The organism is Actinomadura fulvescens (assembly GCF_039533225.1).
Lineage (GTDB): Bacteria > Actinomycetota > Actinomycetes > Streptosporangiales > Streptosporangiaceae > Spirillospora > Spirillospora fulvescens.
Genome location: NZ_BAAATD010000001.1, coordinates 682,734 through 698,366, shown reverse-complemented (window position 1 = coordinate 698,366; position 15,633 = coordinate 682,734). Strand labels below are relative to the sequence as shown.

Here is a 15,633-nt window from a genome sequence, read left to right as displayed (position 1 = left end):
AGAGAAATCAATATTCCTGCATTTCCTGCATGCCTGCAGCCGCCCGAGCCTCGCCCGAGCACCCCAGCTCACATCACCCACAGTGACGATCACCTTGGAGGAACGTACCGATGGCCGAGCACCTCTCCCCCAAGCAAGCGGAGGCCCCATGAGCAGCAAGCCACGGCGGGCCCACGGCGAGGGCGGCTTGAGCTGGGACGCGTCCCGCGAACGGTGGGTGGCGTCCAAGACTGTCGGCTACCGCCCCAACGGACGACGGATCGTCGTCCGAGGCAGAGGGAAGACGCAGACGGAAGCACTCAACAAGCTCAAGGAGAGCCTCAAGAAGCGGGAGGAAAAGCAAGCCCCCAAGACGACCGCCGAGGTCACCATCGCCGAAGCGGTTGCAGGCTTCCTGCAGTACGGGCTCATGGGGCGCGATCAGGAGACCGTCAAGAACGCTAAGAGCCTCGCCAAGCACCACATCGTTCCGCAACTGGGCGAACTGACCGTCCGCGAGTTCACCGCCGATGACTGCGAGCGTTGGCTTGAGGACCGGGCCCAGTTTCTCAGCACGAAGTCTCTGCGTGAAGTCCGTTCGGTGCTGCGTCGTGCTGTCGAGCGCGTGATGCGCCGTGACGAGCGCGTGACGCGGAACGTCGTCGAGCTCTGCCAAGTCCCAACCGGGAAGCGCGCCGGCAGACCTTCGAAGGCGCTGAACTTCACGCAAGCGGTGCAAGTTCTCGAAGCCGCCGAGCAAGCCCGGTCCGACATGCGGCAATACGTGATCCTGGCTCTGCTCACCGGAGCAAGGACCGAAGAACTCCGCAAGCTCGACTGGTCTCATGTCGTGGCGTACGACAAGAACCGGAAGGCATGGCGACCCATCCACGAGACGAGCTGGAACCACGAGGAGTTCGCTGTCTACGTCTGGCGCTCCGTGCGAGCTCGTAGCGACACCAAGACCAAGAAGTCACGTCGCACGCTCAAGCTCCCAGAGCGATGCGTGATCGCTCTCCGGGACCTGTGGCTGAGCACGCCAGAGCCGCCACAGCCGAGCGCCCTGGTGTTTCCGGATCCGGACGGGAGAGTTCGGGGAGCCATGGCCGTCCTGAGGGCGTTCCGCACAGAGGTGATCGGGCCGGCCGGCCTCGTGGCCAAGGACTGGACGCCTCGTGAGCTGCGTCACAGCTTCGTGTCGCTGCTCTCCGACAACGGGATGTCCCTTGATCAGATCGCACTGTTGGTGGGCCACAGCGGGACGCAGGTCACCGAGAAGGTCTACCGGCAGCAGATTCGGCCGGTGATCCAGGACGGAGCCACGGCCATGGACCGGATCTTCCCCGCCACCGTGAGGACGTCCTAGGTACTCACTTTGGTACTCGCTCAAATGATCAGGCCCGCATCCCAGCGGGGATACGGGCCTGATCTGCGCTTTTTGGGGGCGTGGTTGAGCTCCCGCGATTGGACTCGAACCAATAACCTGCCGGTTAACAGCCGGCTGCTCTGCCGATTGAGCTACGCGGGATTGGTGCTCGTCAGGGGTTTCACGCCCTGCCAGCGGGTCTAGATTAGCGCATCCCGGGACCTGTTCGTGCCGGGGCGACTCCTGGTCAGCGAGCCACTTGCAGGGGGCGCGAGGGCTCAGGCGGCGCGGGAGGCTTGTTCTACCTGCTCACGGCGACGTGGTCAGACAGCGGCGCCCGGATGCCTCGGCCACGGGGATGCGGTCAGCGGCCGAGATCCCCGTGTTGCTGGGGGCCCGTGCCTTCAGGCTGCTGGGCCAAGGGGCGTTCGGTGGTGTGGCCCGGTCCCGCAGGGAGGAGGTAAGGACTGGGTGCATCGTTCTTGGGTATGGGTGGCAGCACGAAGCCGGACCACTGGGGGGTGGACATGAAGTACCGCGCAGCGTTTGCGGCGGGTCTCGTCGTCGGCTACGTCTTCGGGACGCGGGCCGGACGGGAGCGGTACGAGGAGCTCAAGCGGACCTCGCGGAGGCTCGCTGAGAACCCGACCGTTCAGGAGACCGCCGGGGTCTTGCGCTCCAAGGGCGAGGAGCTCGCCGGGGCGGCCAAGGTGAAGGGCGGTGAGATCGCCGACAAGGCCGGTCAGGCCGTCAGCCACAAGCTGCACAAGGATTCGGCGCCGGCGGAGTACGAGGATCCGCGGCGCGAGCCGGTCAGCTAAAGGCCGGTTTGGCGGCGCAGGTCTTCCAGGAGCTGCTCGGCCTGGGCCCGCAACCCCGGGTCGTCGGCATCCAGGCCGGCGTCGAAGACGAACGTCCAGCGGATGTCGCCGCCCGTCGCCGGGCGGCGACCGGCGATCCGGACGCCGCCGCCGTGCGGCAGTCTGGCCTGGTGGCTGACCGCGATCGTGGCGGTGACGCGTTCGCGGACCGTCTCGGGGACCGAGCCCGGGGCGGTGAGGCCGACGTGGTGCTCGGCCGTGGCGGTTTTGAGGTGCAGGTGGCCGTTCTTCCAGGTCGCCTGGTCGATGCGGTCCCAGGGGATGCGCAGGAAGCCGCCCTCGGCCCGGGGGATGTGGAGGGCCGTGGTGGTGGCGACGACGTGCGAGCCGCCGCGGGTGGGGGCGTGGGTGAGGACGCGTTCACGGCGTTCGAGGTCGACGGGCGGGCGCATGCTCCGAGCGTAGGCGATCAGGCGGCGCGGGGCGCCCGGCGGGCGCCGAGAAGGTCGAGGACGAGGGCGGCCGACCAGCTGTAGTCGTGGCTGCCGCGGCCGGTGCCGTCGAACGGGTCGAAGTACTCGCGGAAGCCTGATTGGCGGACCAGGCGGAGGGTGGAACCGTAGAGCAGGTCCGCGATGACCGTCAGGTCATGGCTGAGGGCTCCGTACCAGAGCAGCCAGTTGGTGTTGATCCAGGTGGGGCCGCGCCAGTAGCCGCCGCGGTCGAACGACGGGGCCTGGATGTCGCACGAGGGGACGGGGTAGCCCGCCGCGCCCGCGAAGCGCGCGGAGAGCAGGAGATCCACCAGGTTGCGGATCACCGGGTGGGGCAGCTCGGGGTCGAGGAGCGGGCCGAACGACGACACCGTCACCACGGGGAGCAGCCGGCCATCGCGCAGGTCGCGGGCGCGGAAGCAGCCGGTCTCGCGGTCCCACAGGCGGTCGAGCAGGCCGCAGTGGATGTGGTGGGCGGCCTCGCGGTGGGGACGCGCGTCGGCGTTGACGATGGCGGCGATCTCGGCGAGGGCGTGGGTGGAGGCCAGGTAGGTGGCGTTGACCAGGGGGTCCTGGACGGCGAACGGGTGCTCTTCGCGCAGGTAGTCGTGCTGGTAGCCGGCGTCGCGGAGGAGGGTCACGAGCCACACGTAACGGTCGTAGTCCTCTCCGGTCGGCAGGTTGCGCGGAAGCCTGCGGGGGGCGTACCCGGTGGGCGGCAGCTGGAGCGCGCCGAGGGGCCTGTCCCACGCGGGGCTGTTGTCGAGGCCGGACTCCCAGGGGTGGCAGATGGCCATCAGCCCGCTGCCGTCGAGGTCACGGGCCTCGGAGAGGTAGCGGTGCTGGGCGGCGAGCTTGGGATACAGGTGGGCGAGGAAGTCCCGGCTGTGCTCGGTGTCGGAGGCGCATTCGTGGAGGCGGAGCGCGGCCAGCGCGTGCAAAGGCGGATGGGTGAGGCCGGAGGTGTGGGTGCCGGTGGGCGCGGCGGGCTGCCGGTCCGAACGCCAGAGTTCGGGGCCGGGGAAGTAGGCGAGCCGGGACTCGTCGGTGTTGAAGACGATGTGCGGCACGAGGCCGGTCCCCCACTGGCCGCGGAAGAGCGACGTCAGCTCGTGCTCGGCGCGGTCCCGGCGATGCCGGGCCAGGCCCATGCAGATGAACGCGGAGTCCCAGCTCCACTGGTGCGGGTAGAGGCCCGGGGACGGAACGGTCGCCGCCCCGGTCCAGTTGGCGTCGAGTACCCGCGCCGCTGCCTGCCACAGCACGCTCTCGTCGCCGGTCAGACGGGGACTCATAACCTGAGGGTGACCTTTCAATCGCGTTCTCGCCACCCCTACGAGGGGACCGGTTCACAGGTGATCTGGTGGATGCGGGCGATCAGGACGGCCCAGACGCCCGGATTCTCATGGAACGGTCCCATCAGGGTGACGCGGCGGCACAGGGCTCCATAGCGACGCACGAGGAGTTCCGGGATCTCCGTCAGCTCCCCGCGTACGGCGACCTCGTCGACCAGTTCGTCGTCGACGCGGCCGGGCATCTCGGTCCATCGGCCCTGCCGGGCGAGCGAGGCGAGCTCGTCCTGCAGCCCGGCGCGGCCCGCCGATTCGAGGACGTGCCGGTACGCGGGGCTCGCGCCATAGAGGGCGATGGCCTGGCGGACCCGTCGTTCCGACCGTTCGTACGCTTTGTCGGTGGCGCCGGTGACGAGGAACGCCGGGGCGGCCACCTCGATGTCCTCCCAGGTCCGGCCGGAGTGGCGCAACCCGCGTTCCAGCGCCGGAACGGTGGTCTCGCGCAGATGCCGGGCGGTGGTGAAGCCGTGCAGGATCAGCCCGTCGGCGAGCTCGCCCGCGAGCTGCGTCATGCGCGGCCCCACCCCCGCAAGGTAGATCTTGGGCGGGCCGTACGGATGCGGCGGCGGCACGAACGCCGTCTCGTTCTGCCATGACCGCCACATCCCGCGGACCGCGCGGATCAGCTCCCGCATGCGCGGCACCGGCGGATGGAACGAGGCGCCGTACCGCCACCAGGGCTGGGTCCTGGTCTGCGCGCCCAGCCCCAGCACGAACCGTCCGCGCGAATACTCCTGCAAATCGTTGGCGAGGTGAGCGAGCGCCATCGGGCTGCGGGCGGGCGCCACCGCCATGGACGTGCCCAGCCCGAGCCGGGTGGTGTGCTCGGCCGCCCGCGCGAGCCACGGGAACGGAGCACGACACGACTCGGCGGTGTAGAGGGAGTCGAATCCGATGTCCTCAGCCAGGCGGGCGAGCCCGGAGAGCTGCCGGAGCTCCGGGCCCCCCACAGCGACGTCGACCTTCATACCGCGCCTCCGGGTGTCGCGCACCGTGGATTACCGCGATTGTGACCTCAGAAGGCGGCCGCGACGACCCCCAATTCGCTGTCGCTTCTCTTCGTTGTGAGCGGGGAGTATGTGATTGTTCACGCCGTTGTGGGCGCCCCCGTCGCGACGCGGTCGAGCAGCCAGTCCACGATCTCCTCACCTGCGGCGATGCCCCGGGCGGCGGTCACCGTGGTGTGCGGCGAACTCCAGCCGGTGGCGTGCAGCTCGCCGTGCGCGGGCCGGATCGCCGCGTCGGCGAACGCGAGCAGCTCGATGTCCAGCAGGGAGTCCCCGGCCGCGAGCGTGCGGTCGGCGCCGGTCCGGCGTGCCACCTCCGCCGCGGCGTCGGCCTTGGTGAGGGTCTCGGGCAGGCAGTAGACCTTGCGCCCCTGGAGCGAGGTCCGCCAGCCGCGCTCGGCGCACCAGCCGGTGAGCTCGGCGATCCAGCCGTCCGGGAGCGCCGCCCGGTCGACGACGGCGTACGCGAAGAGATCGGCGGCGGTGCGCAGCCTCAGCACGAAGTCGCCGCCGATACCGACGAGGTGGTCGTGCACCTCGTCGAGCCCGGCGCGTCCTTCGGTGACGCGCGCGCGTACCTGCGCCGACCATTCGGGATCGTCGACGCCGTCCACGAGGATGTGGCCGCCGTTGGCGCAGATCGCGTACGCGGGCGGCTTCTCCAGCAGATGCACCCGGGCGTACTGCTCGGGCGTGCGCGTCGTCGTCGGCACGAACGTGGCGGCCGCGGCGAGCGACTCCAGCCCGCGCGCGGCCGTCTCGGTGACGAACGAGAGCGGCGCGGCCTGGTAGAGCTCCACGCACAGCAGCCGGGGCAGTGCCGCGTCGGGCCCCTCCAGCTTCATCGCCGCCGCCGAGTAGATCAGGGTGCGGTCGAGGTCCGAACAGACCAGCACGGTCACTGCGCGGCTCCCTGGCCGAAGCTGGGGTGGATCAGGCCGACGCAGGCGTACGGGAACGCGCCGGGCTCCACGTCCAGCACCGGGACGCCGCGTTCGGCGGCGAGCAGCCGGAGGTGGCGGAGGTCGTCGCCCGCGTCGGCACGGACCAGGACCTTCCACGGAACGCGGCGCAGCAGGACCCGGGTGGTCTCCCCCACCCCGGGCTTGATCAGGTTGAGGTCGTCGATGCCGTGCTCGCGACCGACCCGGCGTACCGCCTCCCAGCCCGACCAGTCCGGCGTACGGTCGGCGGCGAGCAGGTCGGGCGCGTCCTTGGCCACCCGCTCGGCGACGTCCCCGAACCGCGCGCAGACCGTGTCCAAGAACAGCCGCGACACGTCGGAGTCCGCGAGGTCGGCGTAGAACTTGGCGCCGTGGAAGTCACCCGGCCCGATCAGGTCGTCGTTCAGGACCGTACGGCTGACCAGTCCCGAGACCGTCGAGTTGAGGCAGGCCGACGGGATCAGGAAGTCCTCGCGGGTGCCGTAGACCGGCGTGCAGCGGCCGGGGTCGGCCAGCACCGCGAGCTGGTCGGAGAACCGCTCGCCCGGGTGGGCGGCGGCGTGCTCGTCGAGTGCCGCGGTGAGCTCTTTGGTGATGGCGCCCTTGCCGGTCCACCCGTCGACGAACATCACGTTCGCCGGGTCGTGGTGCGCGGCGAGATAGCGCAGGGCCACGGCGTCGATGCCGCGCCCGCGCACGATGCTCACCGCGTAGTGCGGCAGGTCGAGGCCGTGCGCGAACCGGGCCCAGCGCCGTACGAGCACCCCGACCGGCGTGCCCGCACGCGCGAGCGAGACCAGGACGGCGTCCGGGCCGCGTTCGGCGAGGATCAGCTCGGAGATCAGGCCGACCGCGTAGGCGAGCCGTTCGGCCGCCGCGTCGAGGGCTTCGTGGAACAGCCGCTGGTACGCCTCGCCCGGCTGGTACTCGACCGGCAGGGACTCGGCGTAGTGGGCCCGGCCCGCCTGGATCGCGGCCTCGCGTTCCTCCGTGGGCGCCTCCAGCCGGACGTCCGACAGGTCCTTCAGCAGCCAGGCGACATCGGCACGCGCGTAGCTGCCGAAGTCCGGCCCGTACAGCGGCTCGGGCAGCATGCCTTCGGTCACAGCTCCCCCTCCCCGAAAGCGGGAATCACGACGACGGACACCGGCGCCAGGGCGCTCAGCTCCGCCAGCAGGCCGCCCTTCAACGCCTGCGTGTCGGCGGCGGCGTCGACCACGAGCACGATCGCGTCGAACCGCGCGCCGACGTTGTAGGCGTACCTCTCCCCCGGCCCGTCCGCCGGGTCGTCATGCGCCGGGAACGCCAGCCGCGTCCTGATCGCGTAGCCCGGATCGTCCACGGCGAGCACCGGCGAACGCGTGGTCGTCGAGTACCGCACGGCCACGTCCGCGAGCACGTCCGCAAGCGCCTCAGCCAGCCGCAGCGGCGCGTACATCAGTTCCTCGGAGCCGAGTACCAGCACGCACCCGCAGCCCGCCAGCGCGGGAACCAGGCGCGCCGCCATCGCGGGCAGCTCCTTCTCCAGGCGCGCCCGATGCTCCGGCGTGAACCCGTGCCGTCCGCCGTCGGGCAGTCCCTGCGGCCATCCCACGTCGACCCACGTCACCGGCCTCGCCGGCCTCACCGGCCTCACCGGCCGCTCGCCGCGCCCGGCTTCAAGATCAGAGACGACGGCCTGGCCGGCCTCCAGGATCCCGTCCGGCAGCTCCACCCGGCCGCTCGCCAGCGCGACGGCGTCGATGCGCGCGCCGAGCTCGTCGCCGAGCTCCCGCATGCGCGCCCGGTCGTCGTCGTCCCGCAGGTCCACCAACGCCGCGACCACGTAATGACGTCGCCGCCGTACGGCGTGGAGGGCGCGGATGGTGTTGAGGACCGTACGGCCCGTCGACAGCTCGTCGTCCACGAGCACCATCGGCACCTCGGCATTGAGCTCCGCCGGGTCTGCCGGGAGCAGAAGGTGGCTGGTGGCGTGGCTGTGCTCTTCCTCGAAGCCGCCGTACGTGGCGAAGCCCGCCACCGGACGCCGCGTGGAATGCAGGTAGTAGGCCCCGCCGAGCGAGTCGGCCACCGAATGCCCGAGGGCGGTGGCGGTCTCGGCGTAGCCCAGCACCACCGCGTCCACCGGCGTACGCGGCGCCCGCAGACGGTCACGCAACGAGGCGGCGGCTCCGGGACGGCTCTTGAGGGCCTCCGCGAGCAAGCCGCCTGTATCGCCCGGCGACCGCCCGTTCAGCCGAGCTCTCACCAGGTCGCCCAGCAGCAGTCCCGCCCCGTACACCAGCCGCGGGTCGGTCGGGACGTGCTTGCCGAGCACCGTCGAGACCAGCAGGTGCGCCCGCCGCGGATTGCGCCGCACGGCCAGGCCCACCAGGTCGCTCAGGCCCACCCCGGCGGGACGTTCACCGTCGGCCAGGCGCACGTCCAGGCGATCCGACACCCACTCGCCGGTCCACAGGTCCGCCTGCCCGGTCCAGATGCCCGCGCTCACCGGCCGCCCGCCGCCGCGTCGAGGAGCTCGACGAACGTCACGTCCTCGGCCGCCACGCCGAAGACATGGGCGCGGAGCATGAGGCGCTCGGCCCAGGCCCGGTGCGGCCCGGCCTCGTTCATCTTGTTGGCGTAGGAGCTCGCCATCGCGCCGCCCCCGGCCACGCCGAGGATGTCGGCGGCGTCGCAGTACTCCTCGTGGGTCACCACCGAGAGCGCGTGCACGGCCGCCACATGGCTCGGATGGATGACGGTCTTGCCGGTGAGGCCGTTGGCCTTGTCGAGGTGCACCTCGCGGATCAGGCCGTCGAGGTCGGAGGTGATCAGCCGCTGGCGCAGCGGCGCGGCCCGCTGGGCCTCGAACGGCGACTGCCGCAGCTGGGGCTTGAACATGCGCTCGCCGGCGGAGAAGTACTCCCACACCGGCCCGGTGACCACGAATCCGGTGCCGTCGGCGCGGCCGAGGATGTTGACCACGTCGGCGATCACCCCGGCCACCGGCTGGATGTCGTAGATCGTCAGGTCCGGGGGCCGGCGCAGCCCGTACGCGGCGGACATGTCGGTGGCGCCGAGCCGGACGGCGAGCACGCGCTCCCGGTGCTTGGCGAGGAGCAGGGCCACGTCCTGGAGCAGCTCGCCGCGCGTCTCCCGGTAGACCGCCTCGCGGCTCTCGATCACGGGCATGGCCAGCAGGCGCCGTCCGGTGCGGTCGGCGGCCTCGGCGAGCGCGTCCAGGAAGGCCTCGCCGTTGGCGGCGGTGAACTTCGGCAGCACGAATCCGCTGACCAGCTCGACGGCGTCGCCGAGCCGGGCGGCCAGGTCCGCGATCTGCTCGGGAACGCGGACCCGGACGAACAGCAGCGGCGCCTCGGTCCCCTCCGCGTGGACGCGGCGCAGGTGCTCGACCGCGTTGGCCTCGGCGGCGGCGACGTCGGCGTCTCCGATCGCGTCCTCCAGGCAGATGACCATGCTGGTCACACCCCGCCGATGGGCCTTGGCGACGTCGCCCGCGAGGGTCGGCCGGGTGGCCGGGCTGTAGAGGGTGGCGCCCAGCGCGACCGCCAGGATGTCGGGGTCGGCGTGCCGGTCGAAACGGCGGGGCTGCCGGTAGAAGAGCTGTTTACGGTACGCGGTGTCGATGTGGTCAAAGTGCCGCATGCACGCTGGGTCCTTCCCCATCGTCGGGCCCGCACGCGGGCACGATACCCAGGGTATGTGGGGGTATGTGAATATTCGGTCATACGAAAAACACCGACGAACACCAAAAGATGCCCGTCGGTGCTTTTCAGCCGTCTTTTCTACAGGTGCGGGGTCACCGCCGGGACGAGATGCTGGACCGTGCGGCCGGTGGCGATCGCACCGATCGCGGTCATCGACCAGCCCTCCCCGTCCCGCGACACCTTGGCCATGATCTGGGCGTTGTGCTGGCCCGAGCCGCTCAGGTCGTAGCGGGCGAGCTCCTGGCCCGTCGCCTCGTCCACCAGCCGGCAGAACGCGTTCTCGATCTGCGAGAAGTCCTGCCCGGTGAACGAGTTGACCGTGAACACCAGCTGGGTGATGTTGGCCGGCAGACCCTGCAGGTCCACGTTGATCACCTCGTCGTCGCCCTCACCGGCTCCGGTGAGGTTGTCGCCGGTGTGCAGCACCGAGCCGTCCTTGCTGCGCAGCTGGCGGAACCACACCGTGTCGGCGAGGTTGCCGCTGGCGTCGAAGATCAGGCAGGACGCGTCCAGATCGATCGACTGCGCCTTGCCCTTCTTGCCGAACAGGCCCTTCTTGGCGACCGCGTCCCAGCCGAGGCCCATCTTGACGCGGGTCAGAGTGCCTCCGCCGGGCTTGGCCAGCGAGACCTTCTGCCCCTTCTGCAGTGAGATCGACATCATCGGCTCCTTTGGTGATGAGTTGGGGCTCGCATGAGGTCCTGGGCTTGGGCTCGCCCGGTCAGACGCCGGAGGAGTGCAGTTCCTTGTCCGATGTGGGCCGGTCGCCGTCGGACTCGCTGCGGTTGCGGACGACCGAGCTGACGAACGCCGCGATGATCAGTCCGGCGCCCAGGCCACCGGTGATCCACTCGGGCACGTGGTGCCCGATGCTGATCAGCATGCAGACCGCCAGCGCGCCGATGGCCCAGTGCGCACCGTGCTCCAGGAAGCGGTACTCGTGCAGCGTGCCCTTGCGGACCAGGAAGACGGTCAGCGACCGGATGTACATGGCACCGATGCCCAGGCCCAGCATGATGATGATCGGGTCGGTGCTGATCGCGAACGCCCCGATGACGCCGTCGAAGGAGAACGAGGCGTCCAGGACCTCCAGGTAGAGGAACAGGAAGAAGCCCGCCTTGCCGACCGCCTTGGCCAGCTCGCTCGGGCCGCCGCGTCCGGACGTCTCGGCCGCCGTCTCGACCTCGCTCAGGCCGGCGTCGGAGAACAGCTCGCCCAGCCCGTTGACCAGGATGTAGGTGATCATGCCCAGCACACCGGAGATCATCACGTCGCCGGGGTCCTTGGCCCACACGGCCGCCACCAGGGCCAGCGAACCGCCCGCGATGACCGCCGACAGCTGGTCCAGCTTGCCGATCTTGGCCAGCGGCGTTTCGAGCCAGGCCAGCCATCGCTCGTCACGCTCTTCGAACACGAAGTCCAGGAACAGCATCAGCAGGAACATCCCGCCGAACGCCGCGATCATCGGATAGGCCGACACCATGGCGGCCTTGTAGGCCTCCTTGTCGTTCAGCGCCAGGTCGACGGCCTCGATGGGGCCGAGCTTGGCGGTGATGCCCACGATGACCAGCGGGAAGAGCAGCCGCATGCCGAAGACGGCGATGGCGATGCCGATGGTGAGGAAGATCTTCTGCCAGAAGACGCTCATCCGGTCCAGCACCTTGGCGTTGACCACGGCGTTGTCGAACGACAGCGAGATCTCCAGGACGGCCAGGACGGCGACCAGGGCCAGCCCGGTGGCGCCCCGGTAGAACAGGGCGGCGACCAGGCCGGCGGCGGTGATCCCGAAGGACCACCCGAACGTGCGAAGAATCATGAATGTGTCTCTGCTAGGCGGGGTGACTGGCGGCGATCGCCTGGGTCATTCGGCGCGGGTCATCCGACGTTGACGCCGAAGTCCGTGGCGATACCGGCCAGACCTGAAGCGTACCCTTGCCCGACGGCGCGGAACTTCCACTCGTCGTTGCGCCGGTAAAGCTCCCCGAAGACCATGGCGGTCTCCGTCGAGGCGTCCTCGGTCAGGTCGAATCGCGCCAGCTCGTTGTTGTCGGCACGGTTGACGATGCGGATGAAGGCGTTGCGGACCTGGCCGAAGCTCTGGCCGCGGTTGTCGGCGTCGTAGATCGACACCGGGAAGACGATCCGCTCGCACTGGACGGGCACCTTGGCCAGGTCGACGGTGACGACCTCGTCGTCACCCTCGCCCTCGCCGGTCAGGTTGTCGCCGGTGTGCTCGACGGAGCCGTCGGGGCTGCGCAGGTTGTTGAAGAACACGAAGTGCTCGTCGGAGAGCACCTTGCCGCCGCTGTCGAGCAGCAGCGCCGAGGCGTCCAGGTCGAAGTCCGCGCCCGTGGTGGCGCGCACGTCCCAGCCGAGCCCGACCGAGACGGCGGTGAGGTCGGGCGCGGCCTTCGTCAGCGAGACGTTGCCGCCCTTGGCGAGCGATACTCCCATGATCGCGCTGCTCCCTGGCTCTGGTGTCAGAGGTTGACGCCGAAGTCCGTCGCGATTCCGGCCAGGCCGGAGGCGTACCCCTGGCCGACCGCCCGGAACTTCCACTCGGCGCCGTTGCGGTAGAGCTCGCCGAAGACCATCGCCGTCTCGGTCGAGGCGTCCTCGGTGAGGTCGTAACGGGCGAGCTCGGAGTTGTCGGCCTGGTTGACCACGCGGATGAACGCGTTGCGCACCTGGCCGAAGTTCTGGCTCCGGGTCTCGGCGTCATAGATCGACACGGCGAAGGCCACCCGCTCGGCCTGCGCCGGCATGGTGGCGAAGTCGACCTTGATCTGCTCGTCGTCGCCCTCGCCCTCGCCGGTGGTGTTGTCGCCGGTGTGCTCGACGCCACCCTCGGGCGTGCGCAGGTTGTTGAAGAACACGAAGTGCTGGTCCGAAACGATCTTGCCGCTGTTGTCCAGGACCAGGGCGGACGCGTCGAGGTCGAAGTCGGTACCGGTGGTGGTACGCAGATCCCAGCCGAGACCCACGGTCACCGCGGTCAGGCCCGGGGCCTGCTTGGTGAGGGAGACGTTGCCGCCCTTGCTGAGACTGACACCCACAGTGCCTCCAAAATCGCTTGCTGCTGCGCCGGCGCCGCGTGGCGCCTCGCAATAAAGACGCTGGAGGTGATGCTATCCGTTCCCTCCAGGACGATCAGAGCCAGCCAGATTCACCACAAACCGACCAGATCCCCAGAGAAAGGGTGATCCACCACACATTACCTGGCCTGGAGAGGTGAACTCACCGGTCGGCCTGAGCGAGACTAGAGCGAGCGAGACCGACAGGGAGGCAAGCGTTGCGGGGACCGGGCGATCAGCGCCGCCGGGGCCGGGGGGCCGGGCGCGAGGCGGAGGCCCGCGCCGCGGCCGTCGAGGCCAGGCAGGACGCGGCCGCGGCGTTCTACGACATGGACCAGGCGCAGAAGTACCTGGACGGCCGGGTCACCGTCCTGACCGACCTCGACCAGGCCGCCGGCGCCGCCGCCCGCAGGGACTTCGACCGGCTGAACGACGCGGCCGACGCGGCGTCCGCCGGCTACATCGACGTCGTGGACGCTCATGATCTGGACTCCCCGGACCGTTCGGTGGCCGAGTACGACGCCGCCCGCCGCGCCCTGCTGGCCGTCGGCGACCGGCTCCGCAAGATCACTGACGATCTCAACCGGTTCGCCGAGCGGCTGACACCCCAGATGGCGCGGATGGAGACCGCGCTCGACCGGCTGCCGCCCCGGCTGACCGCCGCCCGCGACGCCGTCGCCGCCGCCGAGGCCGCCATCGCCGCCGCCCAGAAGGCGGGCATGGACACCGCCGACCCCGAGGCGGAACTCGCCCAGGCCAAGGAGGGCCTCGCCGTCCTGGGATCGCAGGGCCTCGGCGGGCTTGGGCTGTCCGGCGCGATGGACAAGGCCGACGAAGTGGCCCGGCTCGCCGCCCGTGCCCGGGAGTCGGCCGAGGAGCTGCCCCGTCTGGGCGAGAAGGTGCGCAACTCGCTGGCGTCGGTCCGTACGCGCGTGGACGTGGTGTCCGGGCGGGTGGAATCCGTCCGGCTGGCCATGAAGAAGTTGCTCATCAGCTACTCGCAGGCGTGCTGGCAGGACCTCAAGGGCGCACCGGAGGCCATCGAGGACGGCGTGACCCGCGCCCGCGAGCGGCTGAACGAGGCGTCCGAGCTGCTGTCCCGCAACGAGTGGAAGCGGGCCCAGCAGGCGTTGACGGCGGCGCGCACCGAGCTCGCCGCCGCCGACCGCCGGGCCGGCCAGGTCACCGGGCGGGTGACGGAGCTGGAGGCCGTCCGCGCCGACCCGGCGGCGCCCGCCGAGGCGGCCCGCTTCGTCGTACGAGACGCGCAGAAGCTCGCGACCGCCCAGCCGGGCGGCCCCGCACCCCAGCACGCCCGCGTGCTGGACGCCCTCGTCGAACGCCTCGACGCGGCGCCCGGACGGCTCACCGGCTCACACCCCGACTACTGGGCCTACCTGCGGGAGCTGGAAGCGATCAAGACCGCCGCGGGCGACGTGGTGACCCGAATCCGCGCCGAACGCGCCGCCGGCGCCTGACAGGGCGGTCGGCGCCTGACAGGGCGGTCGGCGCGATGCCCGGCCCGCCGGCAGCATCAGAGGCCCGCCAGCAGCATCGGAGACGCCACGGAGTCGTTCCCGAGACTCTCGGGCGACGCACCGGAGACGGCCGGTCGCTGAGGTGTTCCCCGATCGCCGAACGAGGCGGTCGCGGCTCCGCCGCTTCCTGAAATGGGGTCTGATGACCAAGTCCCGGTATCTCGTGGCCGTTCCGGTAGCCGCTGTCGCGGCCGCCACGCTCAGCGCACCCGCCGCGCAGGCGGCCACCGGCTCGCCGCCGGCGGCCAAGGCCGTCACCGTGCAGGCGCCCGCGTCGCTCGTCCACACGGCCGACGAGCCCCAGGCCGGCGTCCAGACCGGTTCGATGAAGCTGTCGTCGCGCAATTGCGGGGGTGGCAAGGGCGGCTACATGCAGTGGAGCCATCCGTGGAAGTCCGGCAAGTACATCAGGGCCTGGGCCGTCGTCCACTGCAAGAAGACCTTCTTCCCCAACTACCGGGCCGTCGAGGCGCAGCTCTCCCAGTACCGGGGCGGCAAGGTCGTCTGGAGCACCAAGGCCAGGAAGGTCGTGGGCAAGTCCGGCCGGGCGACGTTCACGGTCGGGATCAACCTCGCGTGGAAGTGCTCCGGGGGCAGCCAGCTTTACAAGACCAGCGTCTACCTGCGGATCAACTCCAGGATGGTCGCGGGCGGCAGCAAGAAGGACTGGCGGCGCATCTACTGCTGACCCGGTCGCGGGCCCGCTGCCGTCCCCTGCGCACGGGGATGGCAGCGGCCCTTCTCAGCGGGGGCGGTCGTGCAGGCCGATCGTCAGGTTGCGCGCGGCCATGGGCGGACCGCCCGGCTGCGGGTCCGCGTACGGCGGGACGGCCTGGGAGCTCTGCTGCGGCATGGTGGCGGACTGCGGCTGGGCGGCGGCGGTCTTCGCCGGCTCGGCCCACACGGCGGTGCCGTACGCGCAGACCTCGTGCCCTCCCCCGGCCAGCTGGGCCGTGTCGAAGCACATGCCCACGACGGCGTTGGCGCCCTTGCGATGAGCCTCCTGCGCGAGGCGGTCCACGGCCTCCCGGCGGGTCGCCGCCAGGCCCACGCCCGGCTGCTCACCCGTCACCCGGAACGTCGCGCTGCTCGGGGACTGCCCCGCCGCCGGCAGGCTCTGATCGGTCTGGACGGCCACCCCGAGGACCTCGCCGAACACGGAACGGATCTCGTACCCGGCCAGTCCGTCAGTCGTCACGATCAGCATGCCTCAACGGTAATGGAACAACGCCGGAAATGTGCCGTCAGAGCCCTTCTGACACTTCTTCCACCGCGCTGGTCCCGGAACCGGGCTTCGACTCCCACTCCCACGTCTCGTCCAGGCGCGCAGCCGACCGTCGGGCAGGAC

The 15,633-nt window shown here is 70.5% G+C and carries 16 protein-coding genes and 1 tRNA gene; 4 read left to right on the top strand and 13 right to left on the bottom strand.

Annotated features, from left to right (window positions below; translation table 11 throughout):
- Positions 1–148 precede the first annotated feature (148 nt).
- Entirely contained in the window at positions 149–1,345 is a 1,197-nt protein-coding gene (locus ABD333_RS03240; RefSeq protein WP_344537495.1) for a tyrosine-type recombinase/integrase, read from the top strand.
- 89 nt (positions 1,346–1,434) lie between these two features.
- On the opposite strand, the gene ABD333_RS03235 is transcribed toward ABD333_RS03240, so the two are convergent.
- Positions 1,435–1,507 (bottom strand) — tRNA-Asn (locus tag ABD333_RS03235).
- 326 nt (positions 1,508–1,833) lie between these two features.
- Between ABD333_RS03235 and ABD333_RS03230 the strand changes: the two genes are divergently transcribed.
- The gene (locus ABD333_RS03230; protein ID WP_344537493.1) at positions 1,834–2,166 is read left to right on the top strand and encodes a YtxH domain-containing protein; all 333 of its coding nucleotides are present in this window, start codon (positions 1,834–1,836) and stop codon (positions 2,164–2,166) included.
- Here ABD333_RS03230 and ABD333_RS03225 read toward each other — a convergent pair.
- From ABD333_RS03225 to ABD333_RS03175, 11 genes are all read right to left on the bottom strand, one after another.
- Entirely contained in the window at positions 2,163–2,618 is a 456-nt protein-coding gene (locus ABD333_RS03225; protein WP_344537491.1) for a hypothetical protein, read from the bottom strand. The two genes, ABD333_RS03230 and ABD333_RS03225, sit on opposite strands and share 4 nt — an antisense overlap.
- Positions 2,619–2,635: 17 nt before the next feature.
- On the bottom strand, positions 2,636–3,955 hold the full coding sequence (locus ABD333_RS03220) for an MGH1-like glycoside hydrolase domain-containing protein (RefSeq protein WP_344537489.1): 1,320 nt from the start codon (positions 3,953–3,955) through the stop codon (positions 2,636–2,638).
- A 38-nt stretch (positions 3,956–3,993) separates the two neighbouring features.
- Complete coding sequence (locus ABD333_RS03215) at positions 3,994–4,980, bottom strand: TIGR03617 family F420-dependent LLM class oxidoreductase (protein ID WP_344537487.1); 987 nt, start codon at positions 4,978–4,980, stop codon at positions 3,994–3,996.
- A 119-nt stretch (positions 4,981–5,099) separates the two neighbouring features.
- The gene (locus tag ABD333_RS03210) at positions 5,100–5,921 is read right to left on the bottom strand and encodes an HAD family hydrolase (protein ID WP_344537485.1); all 822 of its coding nucleotides are present in this window, start codon (positions 5,919–5,921) and stop codon (positions 5,100–5,102) included.
- Positions 5,918–7,069, bottom strand: a complete 1,152-nt coding sequence (locus ABD333_RS03205) for a cysteine protease StiP family protein (protein WP_344537484.1) — start codon at positions 7,067–7,069, stop codon at positions 5,918–5,920. The genes ABD333_RS03210 and ABD333_RS03205 overlap by 4 nt, the downstream gene beginning before the upstream one ends.
- On the bottom strand, positions 7,066–8,454 hold the full coding sequence (locus ABD333_RS03200; protein ID WP_344537482.1) for a phosphoribosyltransferase family protein: 1,389 nt from the start codon (positions 8,452–8,454) through the stop codon (positions 7,066–7,068). The genes ABD333_RS03205 and ABD333_RS03200 overlap by 4 nt, the downstream gene beginning before the upstream one ends.
- The gene (locus tag ABD333_RS03195) at positions 8,451–9,611 is read right to left on the bottom strand and encodes an HpcH/HpaI aldolase/citrate lyase family protein (RefSeq protein ID WP_344537480.1); all 1,161 of its coding nucleotides are present in this window, start codon (positions 9,609–9,611) and stop codon (positions 8,451–8,453) included. The genes ABD333_RS03200 and ABD333_RS03195 overlap by 4 nt, the downstream gene beginning before the upstream one ends.
- Before the next feature lie 140 nt (positions 9,612–9,751).
- Positions 9,752–10,333 carry a TerD family protein gene (locus ABD333_RS03190; protein ID WP_344538826.1) on the bottom strand — a complete coding sequence of 194 codons (582 nt, stop codon included), beginning with the start codon at positions 10,331–10,333 and terminating at the stop codon, positions 9,752–9,754.
- A gap of 61 nt (positions 10,334–10,394) precedes the next feature.
- A complete protein-coding gene (locus tag ABD333_RS03185) occupies positions 10,395–11,489 on the bottom strand; it encodes a DUF475 domain-containing protein (protein WP_344537478.1) in 1,095 nt (364 codons plus the stop codon).
- A 59-nt stretch (positions 11,490–11,548) separates the two neighbouring features.
- Positions 11,549–12,127, bottom strand: a complete 579-nt coding sequence (locus tag ABD333_RS03180) for a TerD family protein (protein WP_344537476.1) — start codon at positions 12,125–12,127, stop codon at positions 11,549–11,551.
- Between the two features lie 26 nt (positions 12,128–12,153).
- A complete protein-coding gene (locus tag ABD333_RS03175) occupies positions 12,154–12,729 on the bottom strand; it encodes a TerD family protein (RefSeq protein WP_344537474.1) in 576 nt (191 codons plus the stop codon).
- Between the two features lie 236 nt (positions 12,730–12,965).
- Here ABD333_RS03175 and ABD333_RS03170 point away from each other — a divergent pair, with 236 nt between their 5' ends.
- Together ABD333_RS03170 and ABD333_RS03165 are read left to right on the top strand one after the other, a co-directional pair.
- On the top strand, positions 12,966–14,225 hold the full coding sequence (locus tag ABD333_RS03170) for a molecular chaperone DnaJ (RefSeq protein WP_344537472.1): 1,260 nt from the start codon (positions 12,966–12,968) through the stop codon (positions 14,223–14,225).
- 202 nt (positions 14,226–14,427) lie between these two features.
- Positions 14,428–14,973 (top strand): hypothetical protein, encoded by a 546-nt coding sequence (locus ABD333_RS03165; RefSeq protein WP_344537471.1) that lies wholly within the window; start codon positions 14,428–14,430, stop codon positions 14,971–14,973.
- 54 nt (positions 14,974–15,027) lie between these two features.
- On the opposite strand, the gene ABD333_RS03160 is transcribed toward ABD333_RS03165, so the two are convergent.
- A complete protein-coding gene (locus ABD333_RS03160) occupies positions 15,028–15,492 on the bottom strand; it encodes a YbjQ family protein (protein WP_344537469.1) in 465 nt (154 codons plus the stop codon).
- Between the last annotated feature and the right edge of the window lie 141 nt (positions 15,493–15,633).

What these genes read in the sequence shown, in the direction of transcription:
- ABD333_RS03180 (WP_344537476.1), bottom strand. Translation starts at nt 12,127, where the DNA reads ATGGGAGTATCGCTCGCCAAGGGCGGCAACGTCTCGCTGACGAAGGCC.
- ABD333_RS03190 (WP_344538826.1), bottom strand. Translation starts at nt 10,333, where the DNA reads ATGTCGATCTCACTGCAGAAGGGGCAGAAGGTCTCGCTGGCCAAGCCC.
- ABD333_RS03165 (WP_344537471.1), top strand. Translation starts at nt 14,428, where the DNA reads ATGACCAAGTCCCGGTATCTCGTGGCCGTTCCGGTAGCCGCTGTCGCG.
- ABD333_RS03215 (WP_344537487.1), bottom strand. Translation starts at nt 4,980, where the DNA reads ATGAAGGTCGACGTCGCTGTGGGGGGCCCGGAGCTCCGGCAGCTCTCC.
- ABD333_RS03195 (WP_344537480.1), bottom strand. Translation starts at nt 9,611, where the DNA reads ATGCGGCACTTTGACCACATCGACACCGCGTACCGTAAACAGCTCTTC.
- ABD333_RS03160 (WP_344537469.1), bottom strand. Translation starts at nt 15,492, where the DNA reads ATGCTGATCGTGACGACTGACGGACTGGCCGGGTACGAGATCCGTTCC.
- ABD333_RS03185 (WP_344537478.1), bottom strand. Translation starts at nt 11,489, where the DNA reads ATGATTCTTCGCACGTTCGGGTGGTCCTTCGGGATCACCGCCGCCGGC.
- ABD333_RS03240 (WP_344537495.1), top strand. Translation starts at nt 149, where the DNA reads ATGAGCAGCAAGCCACGGCGGGCCCACGGCGAGGGCGGCTTGAGCTGG.
- ABD333_RS03225 (WP_344537491.1), bottom strand. Translation starts at nt 2,618, where the DNA reads ATGCGCCCGCCCGTCGACCTCGAACGCCGTGAACGCGTCCTCACCCAC.
- ABD333_RS03230 (WP_344537493.1), top strand. Translation starts at nt 1,834, where the DNA reads ATGGGTGGCAGCACGAAGCCGGACCACTGGGGGGTGGACATGAAGTAC.
- ABD333_RS03220 (WP_344537489.1), bottom strand. Translation starts at nt 3,955, where the DNA reads ATGAGTCCCCGTCTGACCGGCGACGAGAGCGTGCTGTGGCAGGCAGCG.